The sequence below is a fragment of the Pseudomonas sp. PAMC 29040 genome (assembly GCF_003994535.1).
Lineage (GTDB): Bacteria > Pseudomonadota > Gammaproteobacteria > Pseudomonadales > Pseudomonadaceae > Aquipseudomonas > Aquipseudomonas paraversuta.
Genome location: NZ_RZAA01000012.1, coordinates 1 through 12,476, shown reverse-complemented (window position 1 = coordinate 12,476; position 12,476 = coordinate 1). Strand labels below are relative to the sequence as shown.

8 protein-coding genes and 1 pseudogene are annotated in these 12,476 nt (G+C 58.4%); 6 read left to right on the top strand and 3 right to left on the bottom strand.

Annotation, left to right across the window (positions count from 1 at the left end):
* Nucleotides 1-147 precede the first annotated feature (147 nt).
* The 4 genes from WG29040_RS19845 (at nt 148) to WG29040_RS19830 (ending at nt 3,508) form a co-directional block, all read left to right on the top strand.
* Nucleotides 148-636, top strand: coding sequence for a DUF3015 domain-containing protein (locus tag WG29040_RS19845; RefSeq protein WP_003443943.1), 489 nt, complete (start codon nt 148-150; stop codon nt 634-636).
* Nucleotides 637-714: 78 nt separating this feature from the next.
* Nucleotides 715-2,568: a DUF4105 domain-containing protein gene (locus WG29040_RS19840; RefSeq protein WP_127196768.1), complete on the top strand. Its 1,854-nt coding sequence runs from the start codon at nt 715-717 to the stop codon at nt 2,566-2,568.
* A gap of 15 nt (nt 2,569-2,583) precedes the next feature.
* Nucleotides 2,584-2,883, top strand: a complete 300-nt coding sequence (locus WG29040_RS19835) for a chorismate mutase (protein ID WP_029612191.1) — start codon at nt 2,584-2,586, stop codon at nt 2,881-2,883.
* Nucleotides 2,884-3,013: 130 nt separating this feature from the next.
* Nucleotides 3,014-3,508: a GreA/GreB family elongation factor gene (locus tag WG29040_RS19830; protein ID WP_127196767.1), complete on the top strand. Its 495-nt coding sequence runs from the start codon at nt 3,014-3,016 to the stop codon at nt 3,506-3,508.
* Here WG29040_RS19830 and gdhA read toward each other — a convergent pair.
* Both gdhA and ettA read right to left on the bottom strand, forming a co-directional pair.
* The gene (gene gdhA, locus WG29040_RS19825; protein WP_003443954.1) at nt 3,505-4,842 is read right to left on the bottom strand and encodes an NADP-specific glutamate dehydrogenase; all 1,338 of its coding nucleotides are present in this window, start codon (nt 4,840-4,842) and stop codon (nt 3,505-3,507) included. The two genes, WG29040_RS19830 and gdhA, sit on opposite strands and share 4 nt — an antisense overlap.
* Before the next feature lie 302 nt (nt 4,843-5,144).
* Nucleotides 5,145-6,812, bottom strand: coding sequence for an energy-dependent translational throttle protein EttA (gene ettA / locus WG29040_RS19820; RefSeq protein ID WP_003443957.1), 1,668 nt, complete (start codon nt 6,810-6,812; stop codon nt 5,145-5,147).
* 281 nt (nt 6,813-7,093) lie between these two features.
* On the opposite strand from ettA, the gene WG29040_RS19815 reads away from it, so the two are divergent.
* Both WG29040_RS19815 and glyA read left to right on the top strand, forming a co-directional pair.
* Complete coding sequence (locus WG29040_RS19815) at nt 7,094-10,969, top strand: bifunctional diguanylate cyclase/phosphodiesterase (protein WP_127196766.1); 3,876 nt, start codon at nt 7,094-7,096, stop codon at nt 10,967-10,969.
* A 118-nt stretch (nt 10,970-11,087) separates the two neighbouring features.
* Entirely contained in the window at nt 11,088-12,341 is a 1,254-nt protein-coding gene (gene glyA, locus WG29040_RS19810) for a serine hydroxymethyltransferase (protein ID WP_003443962.1), read from the top strand.
* A gap of 11 nt (nt 12,342-12,352) precedes the next feature.
* Here the strand turns inward: glyA and WG29040_RS19805 are convergent.
* Nucleotides 12,353-12,476 (bottom strand): annotated as a pseudogene (locus tag WG29040_RS19805) (integrase core domain-containing protein); the annotation flags it as partial.

Genomic DNA, 12,476 nt, shown 5'->3' with positions numbered 1-12,476 from the left:
AAGATTGTTTTACAAAATTTCACGGAACCGTCCGATCGTGCCTAGACTCCTACTTGTTACGCGGCTGGATTAATAACCGGCCCGTTCTGGCGCTTCTGGGCCAGACACCCTTGTCCATTGGTTGCACACTCATAGAGAACAAAGCTTATGAAACGGATTCTTCTTGGTACTCTCTTTACTGTTGTTTCCCTCAATGCCATGGCGCAAGCACCGGGTGGCCCGAACTGTGGTTGGGGCAACATGTTGTTTGAAGGTCAGCGCGGCACACCGGCTCACTTCCTCGCATCAACCACCAACGGCACCTCCGGTAACGCTACCTTCGGTATGACTTCCGGGACCAACGGCTGTACGACCAAGGATGCCCTGACTTACGGCGGCAAATCGTGGATTGCCATGAACGGCATGATGAACGAACTGTCCGAAGACATGGCCAAAGGCAATGGCGAAGCACTGACCACCTATGCGGTGGTACTGGGTGTGGCCCCTGAAGACCGCGATCATTTCGCAGCTGTTACCCACGAGCACTTCCAGCAAATCTTCAGCAAAGCCGACGTAACCGCTGACGATGTACACACCAACACTCTGGCCATCCTCAAAGGCGACGCACGCCTGGCGAAATACGCAACTGCTGCGTAACAAATGAGCACCGCCCGCTCCTCCCGGAGCGGGTATTCTCCAGCTTCACTTCTATTTGTCTGACAACAGTTGCCCACCATGCTCAAACGCCTTGCCTACCTGGCGCTCTGTGCCTGCGCCCCGCTGTATGCCGCACCACATATTGACGATCAACGAGTGCAGCAACTGGCCAACGATCCGTTCTGGATCTCCCTGGGCCATTATGAAGCCCGCAAACTGGGCGGCTGGCGCAGCTATGTCAGCGATGACAAATTCTTTCTCGCCAAAGACGGCGCCGAGCATCCGGATGCCGAACTGCGCGCGACCCTGACGGCGTTGTATGCCCCCCTGAACCTGGGAGACAAGCACCCGCAATGCGTATACCCGGCACGCACCCGCTGGCTCAAGGCCCAGCTGAACCTGACCGACCTGCCCAAGGCCGAGTGCGCAGAGTTCAGCCAGTGGTTTAAGGATGTGGCTCCCGACAGCACGGTGATGATTTTCCCGGCGGCCTACCTCAACAGCCCGTCGTCGATGTTCGGCCACACCCTGTTGCGTATCGACCAGGCCGACGTGCAGAGCAACAAGACCGCGCTGCTCAGCTATGCGATCAACTTCGGCGCCTACATTGAAGGTTCCGACAACAGTATTCTGTATGCCTGGAAAGGTTTGGCCGGCGGCTATCCCGGCCTGTTTGCCCTGGTGCCCTACCAGGAAAAGCTCTCGGAATACCGCAGTCTCGAGAACCGCGACCTGTGGGAATACCGCCTGAATCTGACACCCGAAGAAACCCAGCGCATGGTCGAACATGTGTGGGAACTCAAACAAATCCAGTTCGACTATTTCTTCTTCGACGAAAACTGTTCATACCGCTTGCTTGAACTGCTGCAAGTAGCGCGCCCCGGCTTGCAACTGACCAGCCAGTTCCCGCTGACCGCGATCCCCACCGACACCGTGAAAGCGGTAAAGGAAGCCGGGCTGGTGGAAAGCATCGAATATCGCCCGTCCCGCGAGCGTGAACTGCTGGATCGCGCCAAGGTGCTGGACCCTGAAGAACAGCAATGGGTACTGCAGGTCAGCGCCGATCAGGCCCAGCTGCAAAACCCGCAATTCAAGGCGCTGCCCAAAGAGCGTCAGGCGCTGATTATCGACGCGGCCTATCGCCTTGAACGCTACCGGGCCAATGGCCTTGAGCGGGACACGGAGCGCTCACAGCGCAGCTTCGAACTGCTGCGGGCCATTAACCAGAATCCCGCGCCCGGACTTGAGGTCGAAAAACCCGAACTGCCCGAAAACGGCCACGAGTCGCGCACCTGGCAGCTGGGCGCCGGTAGCCGGGACGACAAGGCGTTTGCCGAATACGGCCTGCGCATGGCCTATCACGACCTGAACGACAACGCTCCGGGATTTCCTCTGGGTGCCCAGATTGAAATTCTGCAACTCAAGCTGCGTCAGTACGAGGGTAATCACTGGCAGGTCCAGCAGCTGGACCTGGCCAATATCCGTTCATTGACCCCACGCAACGACTTGCTGCAGCCCTGGTCCTGGCAAGTAGGTGGCGGGCTCGAGCGCGTCCTCGGCAAGCACGGCGACGAAAACCTGGTCAGCCACGTCAATGGCGGCGCAGGCGGCACCTGGCAATTGGGCGAAAATATGCTGGGATTCGCCCTGGGCACCCTGCGCGTAGAGCACAACAACGACTTCGCGGCCTTTGTGTCGCCAGCGGCGGGCTTCAACACCGGCGTGTTGTGGCGCAATCCGCTGGGCAACCTGAGCCTGGAAGCCAAAGGCGACTACTTCACCAACGGCGAAATCCGCCGCAGCCTGAGCCTGAACCAGCAATGGGAAGTGTCACGCAACCTCGGGCTGCGATTGACCGCACAACGTGAGTTCAGCCACCTCAGCTCCCCGGTGAACGAAGTCATGCTGGAACTGAAGTGGTATCACTACTGAATGGAGTTTAAAAACATGGCAGTCACCTGTGATTCCCTTGAACAAGTGCGCGGGCAGATCGACCGCCTCGATCGCCAGATCGTCAGCCTGATCGCCGAACGCGGAGCCTATGTCTCCCAGGCCGCAGGCTTCAAGAAAGACAGTGCAGCGGTGAAAGCGCCACAGCGGGTTGAACAGGTTATCGCCAAGGCCCGCGCCCTGGCAGAGGAGCTGGGAGCCAACCCCGATGTAACCGAAAGCGTCTACCGCGCCATGATTGCTGCTTTTATCCAGCAGGAGCTGGCAGAGCATGCAGCGTTGCAGCTGGCTGACTAAATAAAACTGTAGGCGCGAGCTGTTCGCTGCTGGATTGAAAAAGCTCGCTCCTACGGGTTATCTGCCAAACCAGTCTGAACCCTGATTCCGGCGCAGGCTCTAAAGCCTACAGCCCCGGAGGGACACCGCCATGAGCCGCGCATTTGTCAACGAAGACACCGCCGCCGAGCAGGCCAATACGCCGATTGAGCGCCAGATCAGCGACCAGCCCAACTATGTCACCGCTGCCGGCCTTGACCAGTTGCAAGCCAAAGTCAACGAATTGCAGCGCCAGCACAGTGCCGAGTCCGCCCGCCGCGATGACGCCGACAAACAGCGGTTAGCCGAGATTGAGCGCGACCTGCGCTACTACAGCCAGCGGCTGCAAAGCGCCCACGTGGTCGCCCCCGCGACATCAACGCAAAAGGTGCAGATTGGCAGTTGGGTAACCTTTGCCGAAGAATCGGGCAATGAACAACGGGTGCAACTGGTGGGCGAGGATCAGGCCGATGCAGGCCAGGGGCTGATCAATTGGGGCTCGCCCCTGGGTCGCGCGCTGCTGGGCGCGCAACTCGGAGATGAAGTGCTGTGGTTTCGGCCCGCAGGGGATCTGCAGGTCGAAATCATCAGGATTGATCCGGCTTAAACCACGCCCTGGGCCAGCATCGCGTCGGCAACTTTGACGAAGCCCGCAATGTTGGCGCCTTTCACGTAGTTGATCCGGCCGTTCTCTTCACCGTAGTGCACACAGGCGTGGTGGATCGACTGCATGATGTTGTGCAGCTTGCTGTCCACCTCACCCGCCGTCCATAGCAGGCGCATGGCGTTCTGTGACATTTCCAGACCGCTCACTGCCACGCCGCCGGCGTTGGAAGCCTTGCCCGGGGCAAACAAAATACCCGCTTCGATAAACATGTCGACCGCCTCGAGGGTGGTGGGCATGTTCGCGCCTTCAGCCACGCAGACGCAGCCATTGCCGAGCAAAGTGCGGGCGGCATCGGCGTCCAGTTCGTTCTGGGTGGCGCATGGCAGCGCGATGTCACAGGCCAGGTTCCACGGATGCTGGCCGCTCAGGAACTCAAGACCAAACTGGCCGGCAAGTTCGCTGATACGCCCGCGCTTGACGTTTTTCAACTCCATCAACGCCTCCCACTGCTCCTCGCTCAAGCCGGCTTCGCAAAATAGCGTGCCTTCGGAATCCGACAGCGAGATCACCTTGCCACCCAGGTCCATGACTTTACGGGCCGCATACTGGGCCACGTTGCCGGATCCGGAAATCGCTACACGCTTGCCATCAATGCGCTGGCCACTGCGCTTGAGCATTTCCTGGGCGAAGTACACGCAACCGAAGCCGGTGGCTTCCGGACGGATCAGGCTGCCGCCATAGCTCATGCCCTTGCCGGTCAACACCGAAGTAAACTGGTTGCTCAGGCGTTTGTACTGACCAAACATAAAGCCGATTTCACGTGCCCCCACACCGATGTCGCCTGCCGGAACGTCAACATCGGAACCGATGTGGCGGTACAGCTCACTCATGAAGGCCTGGCAGAAGCGCATCACTTCAGCATCGCTTTTACCTTTCGGATTGAAATCCGAGCCCCCTTTACCGCCGCCCATTGGCAACGAGGTCAGGGAATTCTTGAAGGTTTGCTCAAAGGCCAGGAATTTCAGAACCCCCAGGTTCACCGACGGGTGGAAACGCAAACCGCCCTTGTAAGGGCCAATGGCGCTGTTCATCTGGATCCGGAAGCCGCGGTTGACCCGCACTTTGCCTTCGTCATCGACCCACGACACGCGGAACACAATCGCCCGCTCGGGTTCACAAATGCGCTCGAGAATGCCTGAAGTCAGATAGTGCGGATTGGCTTCAAGAAACGGCCACAGACTGCGCAGAACTTCTTCTACGGCCTGATGGAACTCAGGCTGGTCAGGGTCGCGTTTTTTCAGGCGGGCAAGGAAGTGGTCGACGGATTCGATCATGGAAAAGTCTCGGCAAATTTGTTGTCGTTAGAAGCTGATTGCCCAGAACCTTATCAACTCATGAAGCACCGCGACAGCGCAAAATGTCGCAGTTATGAATTTAAATGGTGCTTTTATATAAATTAGTCCAGTTAAAGCAGTCATTGCGCACCATAAAAGTGATTCTTGTACCCAGTTTTGCACCAACTGAAACCCGCCCCCAGGCGCAACCTTCGTTCCTCGTAGGCAACTACGGAAATCATGCCTGTCTGCACAAAAAAAACGGAGCCCCGAGGGGCTCCGTTGTTTCTTGCAAACCGGCCTTACTGGGCCAGCTTCTTGTGACGTACACGGTGCGGCTGGTTGGCCGCTTCGCCGAGACGCTTTTTACGATCAGCTTCGTACTCGGTGTAGTTGCCTTCAAAGAAGACCGCTTGCGAGTCGTCTTCGTACGCCAGGATGTGAGTCGCGACGCGGTCAAGGAACCACCGATCGTGAGAGATCACAATGGCTGCGCCCGGGAAGTCCAGCAGCGCTTCTTCGAGCGAACGCAGGGTCTCAACGTCAAGGTCGTTGGACGGTTCGTCGAGCAGCAGCACGTTGGCGCCCTCTTTCAAGGTCAGGGCCAGGTGCAAGCGACCACGCTCACCGCCGGACAGGTCCTTGACGAACTTCTGCTGATCGCCACCTTTGAAGTTGAAACGGCCTACATAGGTACGCGACGGGATTTCGTAGTTACCAATGCGGATCACATCAGAACCATCAGAAATGGCCTGGAACACAGTCTTGCTGCCATCCAGGTCGTCGCGGCTCTGATCAACACAGGCAAGCTGCACGGTTTCGCCGATTTCGATGCTGCCGGAGTCCGGCTGCTCTTTGCCCATCAGCATGCGGAACAGGGTCGACTTACCGGCACCGTTACCGCCGATCACGCCAACGATGGCGCCTTTAGGCATGGAGAACGACAGGTTGTCGATCAGCACGCGATCGCCGTAGCCCTTGGACACGTTCTTGAATTCGATAACCTTGTCACCCAGGCGCGGACCGGCCGGGATGTAGATTTCGTTGGTTTCGCTGCGCTTCTGGAATTCCTGCGATTGCAGTTCTTCGAAACGTTGCAGACGGGCCTTGGATTTCGACTGACGAGCCTTGGCGCCTTTACGGACCCATTCCAGCTCGTCTTTCATGGCCTTTTCATGGGCCGACTGCTGCTTGGATTCGGCAGCCAGACGATCGGACTTGGCTTCAAGCCAGCCCGAATAGTTGCCCTCGTAAGGAATGCCCGCACCGCGGTCAAGCTCCAGAATCCAGCCAGCCACGTTATCCAGGAAGTAACGGTCGTGCGTAATCGCAACCACGGTACCCGGGAAATCGTGCAGGAAGTGTTCCAGCCAGGCCACGGAGTCAGCGTCCAGGTGGTTGGTCGGTTCGTCGAGCAGCAGCATGTCCGGGGCCGACAGCAGCAGGCGGCACAAGGCCACACGACGCTTCTCACCACCGGACAGGTGTTCAACCTTGGCATCCCAGGCCGGCAGACGCAGTGCATCGGCAGCGACTTCCAGCTGGCGCTCCAGGTTGTGACCGTCGCTTGCCTGCAGAATCGATTCGAGCTTGGCCTGTTCTGCAGCCAGCTTGTCGAAGTCGGCATCCGGGTCAGCGTATTCAGCGTAAACCTGATCCAGACGCGCTTGCGCATCCTTGATCACGCTAACGGCTTCTTCAACCACTTCACGTACGGTTTTGTTCGGGTCCAGCTGCGGCTCTTGGGGCAGGTAGCCGATGTTCAATTCCGGCATCGGGCGTGCTTCGCCGTCGAACTCGGTGTCCACGCCAGCCATGATTTTCAACAGGGTGGATTTACCCGAACCGTTCAAACCGAGCACGCCAATCTTGGCGCCCGGGTAAAACGACAGGGAGATGTTTTTCAGGATTTCCCGCTTCGGCGGAACAACTTTGCTCAGCCGATGCATGGTGAATACGTATTGAGCCATGGAGAACCTAGCGTCAGTGACTGATGAATAAGGCGCGAGCATTGCCGGATCAGGCAATAGGAAAAAGTCAGGGACTGATATGCATCAATACCTGCTGACAGTATATGCCTGAGTGTAGGCGCTCGAATAACCGGCAAAGCTACCTGAATGCGTTGATCAGGGCAAACCAGAGCACAGCACAGGGCTGGCACTTTGCCACAACCCAAGGCATGCTAGGCGCCCTCTGGGCGTCCGGCTTATAGTGCGCGCGCGCCTTGTTTGCCAAACCGCAGGATCACAGCTTGCCCAATGTCACCCCGCCAACACTGCCCCGCAAACCAGGCCAACTCCTTGGCACACCTGTGCGCGGCACGTTAAAAGGCGCACTGGCAACCCTGGTCCTGTTGCTGCTGGCAATGCTGTTCTGGCTATTGATTGAACAGTTCCGGAACGCGATCCAGCAGGAGCGCCTGTCGAGCATCAATTACAGCGCAGACCTGGCCGACCACATCAACCTGAGTATGGAACTCAGGGCCGAAACCGCCCTCAACCTGCTGCCTGCCTATGCCCCCCCCAAAGATTCGCTCCAGCTACAGGAGCTGCTCGAACGGCTGCGCCAAACCTTGCCGCCCCTGCAAAGCCTGGCTTTATTGAGTCCAGCCGGAGAAGTGCTGCTCGACAGCACGGGCATCAGCCCCGATGCGGCCTACCTGGCCGACTGGATAAAAAACATCCGGTTGTACAGCCGTACAGCCGGGTATTTTTATGGCAACAACAGGGATGCCAGCGTTGCTTATCTGTTGTTGCGCCAGACCGGCGACACGACCAACGGTTACTGGCTGCTGCGCATGACCCCGGATCTGCTGCAAAACCTCACGCGCCAGACCCTGAACAGCAACCGCCCCCAATGGCAGGTCGAAAACACCCTGACGGATCAGGTGCTCAGCACCAGTACCGCTCCTGTCACCCGGCTATCAAGCTCCGATCCCCGGGACATGGATGACACAGTACTGCTGACCCCCTTGCGCAACAGCGACTGGCAGTTGCGCGGGCTGTTCAATGACCAGATGGCGACGCAACAGCTGCTACCCGGACTGATTGGCAAATGCTTGCTCGGCCTGCTGTTCTCGATGCTGCCGGTGGTCGCACTTTTGAATATGCGCCGCCGCCAGCGCCAGCTGCACGAAGGCCGGCGTCGTTATCACGATATTTTTGAAGGCACCGGCGTCGCGCTTTGCGTACTCGACCTGTCCAGCCTGCCTGGCTTTCTTGAGCGCGAAAAAATCCAGGACAGCCATGCCCTCAAACAATGGCTGAACAACCAGCCGCAGCATCGGCGCCAGCTGTTTGAACAATTGCGCATCACCGAAGTGAACCAGGTCGCCATGCAGTTGCTGGAGGTCGAATCCGAGGACGGCGCCTGGTCAAAACTGATCAGCGGCGCCCCTCAAGCCGGCTCGGCCATTGGTTATCAACTGGTCGAGGCCGTGCTCAACCGGCTGCAACAACTGGAGCTGGAAATCAAACTGGCCGACGCCGGGGGGCGTGACCAGCATTTATGGCTGGTGCTGCGTCTGCCCGATACCCGCCTGGACTATCACGCGGTCATTCTGAGCATTACCGACATTACCAACCGCAAGCTGATCGAGCTGTCCTTGCAGGAGCGCGAAAGCTTTTGGTCCGACGTGGTACGCACCGTGCCGGACCACCTGTATGTGCAGGATGTCACCAGCCAGATGATGATTTTCAGCAATCACCATCTGGGCCACACCCTGGGCTACAACGCCGCCGAGCTCAAGCAAATGGGCGCTTATTTCTGGGAGCTGCTGCTGCACCCCGACGACGCCGGGCACTATCACGAACTGCGCCACCAGCAACGTCACGGCAACTATGTGCGCCGGTTGCAATGCCAGTTGCGCTTTCGTCATCGCAGTGGCGTCTGGCGCAGTTTTGAGATTCGCGAACAGGCTCTGGCCCTGGGTACCGGGGAGCAGGTAACGCGGATTGTCGGGGTTGCCAAAGACATCACCGACCAGATCGAGGCCAGCGAATCGCTGCGCGACAGTGAGCAGCGCTACCGGATGCTGGCGGAAAGCATCAGTGATGTGATTTTCTCCACCGACAGCAGGTTATGCCTGAATTACGTCAGTCCGTCGGTACAGACAGTGCTGGGCTACGACGCGCAATGGGTGTTCAACAATGGTTGGCAATCGACCATCGCCAATCCGCAACAACTGGCGGGTATCTACAGCCTGCTGGCGCGGGTCAGCGCTGCACTGGACACCCCCGAGCAACTGGCGCCCCTGCGCACTCAAGTGCAAACCCAGGTGTTCCTGCTCGACTGCTTGCGGGCTGACGGACGCAAAATCCCCATCGAGCTGCGTCTGGTACTGGTGTGGGACGAGAGCAATACGTTCGAGGGCATCCTCGGCGTTGGCCGCGATATCAGTCAGCAGCGCAACGCAGAAAAAGACCTGCGAATGGCGGCTACGGTATTCGAACACTCGACCTCGGCGATCCTGATAACCGACCCGGCCGGCTATATCGTCCAGGCCAATGAGGCCTTTAGCCGGGTCAGCGGTTACGCCGTAGCGCAAGTGCTCGACCAGTTGCCAAGCATGCTGACCGTGGATGAACAGCAACAGGCGCATCTGCGTTACGTGATCAAGCAACTCAATCAGCACCGTTCATGGGAGGGCGAGGTGTGGCTCAAACGCCGCAGCGGCGAACACTACCCGGCATGGGTCGGGATCACCGCGGTGCTGGACGATGAAGGCGACCTGGCCAGCTACGTGTGTTTTTTCAGTGACATCAGCGAACGCAAGGCCAGTGAGCAGCGAATCCACCGCCTGGCCTATTACGATGCCCTGACCCACCTGCCCAACCGGACACTGTTTCAGGATCGCCTGCACACCGCACTGCAACAGGGCGACCGGAACAAGTCGTGGGTGGTCCTGATGTTCCTCGACCTCGACCGTTTCAAACCGATCAATGACTCCCTGGGGCACGCCGCCGGCGACCGCATGCTCAAAGACATGGCGACCCGCCTGCTGGCCTGTGTGGACGACGACGATACCGTGGCGCGCATGGGCGGGGACGAGTTCACCCTGCTCCTGCAACCACGGGCAACCCGTCAAATAGCCCTGAACCGGGCCATCAGCGTGGCCGAACAGATCCTCGCCAGCCTGGTACAACCCTTTGTCCTCGAAAGCCGTGAATTCTTCGTCACGGCCAGTATCGGCATAGCCCTGAGCCCGCAAGACGGAAACGAACTCAGCCAGTTGATGAAAAACGCCGATACGGCGATGTACCACGCCAAAGAGCGCGGCAAGAACAACTTCCAGTTCTATCAGGCCGACATGAACGCCAGCGCCCTGGAACGCCTGGAACTGGAGAGCGATTTGCGCCATGCCCTGGAACAGGAAGAATTCATACTCTATTACCAGCCGCAATTCAGTGGCGACGGCAAACGCCTGACCGGGGTTGAAGCACTGTTGCGCTGGAATCACCCGCGCCGCGGACTGGTGCCGCCCGGGGATTTTATCCCGGTGCTCGAAGAGCTGGGCCTGGTGGTCGACGTCGGTGACTGGGTGCTGGCCGCAGCCTGTCGCCAACTCAAACACTGGCATCAGGCCAAGGTGCGGGTGCCCAAAGTCTCGGTCAATATCTCGGCGCGCCAGTTTTCGGACGGCCAGCTGGGCAACCGGATTGCCAACATCCTCAAGGAAACGGGCCTGCCCCCGGCGTGTCTTGAGCTCGAGCTGACCGAAAGCATCCTGATGCGCGAAGTCAGCGAGGCGCTGCAAATTCTGGCCAGCCTAAAAAATCTCGGCCTGAGCATTGCCGTCGACGACTTCGGCACCGGCTATTCATCGCTCAACTACCTCAAGCAATTCCCGATCGACGTACTGAAAATCGACCGTACCTTTGTCGACGGTTTGCCCTGTGGCGAGCAGGACGCCCAGATTGCCCGGGCCATTATTGCAATGGCCCACAGCCTGAATCTGGCGGTCATCGCCGAAGGCGTCGAGACCCACGAACAGCTGGTTTTCCTGCGCGAGCACGGCTGCGACGAAGTCCAGGGCTACCTGCTGGGACGACCGCTGCCGGCACACCAGTTAGAGAAACAGTTACTGGCCAAGCAGCGGCACACTGCCAGTGATGAATTACCCATTTGAAGTGGCCGTTACCTGCTTGCAGTTTGATCAGGAACGCCGTGAATCGCTTTCATATGCCAGATAAAACCCATTGGGTTAGAATGCCCTCCTTTTCTGCCCCCGATCCTTGAGGACCGCCATGTTCAGCCGTGATTTGACACTTGCCAAGTTCGACGCCGACCTTTTTGCCGCCATGGAGCAAGAAGCTCAGCGCCAGGAAGAACATATTGAGCTGATCGCTTCGGAAAACTACACCAGCCCAGCGGTCATGGAAGCTCAAGGCTCGGTTCTGACCAACAAGTACGCCGAAGGTTATCCGGGCAAGCGTTACTACGGTGGCTGCGAATACGTCGACGTCGTCGAGCAACTGGCCATCGACCGTGCAAAAGAACTGTTCGGCGCCGATTACGCCAACGTTCAGCCGCACGCCGGCTCCCAGGCCAACAGCGCTGTATACCTGGCCCTGCTGTCGGCCGGTGACACCATTCTGGGCATGAGCCTGGCCCACGGCGGTCACTTGACCCACGGCGCCAGCGTTTCGTCCTCGGGCAAGCTGTACAACGCCATCCAGTACGGTATCGACGCCAATGGCCTGATCGACTACGACGAAGTTGAACGTCTGGCCGTTGAGAACAAGCCAAAAATGATCGTGGCCGGTTTCTCTGCCTACTCGCAGATCCTCGACTTCCCTCGTTTCCGCGCTATCGCAGACAAAGTCGGCGCCTACCTGTTCGTCGACATGGCACACGTGGCCGGTCTGGTTGCAGCGGGCGTTTACCCGAACCCGGTTCCTTATGCTGACGTAGTGACCACCACTACCCACAAAACCCTGCGCGGTCCACGTGGCGGCCTGATCCTGGCCAAAGCCAACGCCGACATCGAGAAGAAGCTGAATTCGGCTGTTTTCCCGGGTTCCCAGGGCGGTCCGCTGGAGCACGTTATCGCGGCCAAGGCCGTGTGCTTCAAGGAAGCGCTGCAGCCTGAGTTCAAGGCTTACCAGCAACAAGTGGTCAAGAACGCTCAGGCCATGGCTTCGGTGTTCATCGAGCGCGGTTTTGACGTGGTCTCGGGCGGTACTGAAAACCACCTGTTCCTGCTGTCGCTGATCAAGCAGGACATCTCCGGTAAAGATGCTGACGCCGCTCTGGGCAAAGCCTTCATCACCGTGAACAAAAACTCCGTACCGAACGATCCACGCTCCCCGTTCGTTACCTCGGGTCTGCGTTTCGGTACTCCGGCTGTCACCACCCGCGGCTTCAAGGTTGAAGAATGCCGTGAACTGGCAGGCTGGATCTGCGACATCCTTGACGACATCAACAACGAAGCCGTTATTGATGCCGTTCGCGAGAAGGTCAAAGCCATTTGCGCCAAGCTGCCTGTTTACGGCAACTGATAGCAAACTGTCTAGTCCTGAAATAGGTTTACACCTGTTTCACCCCAACGCCCGATGCATTGCATCGGGCGTTTTGTATTTCAAAGACTGGTGCGGACGCTCGCTGTTGTAAATCGATATCGACTCACTCACCAT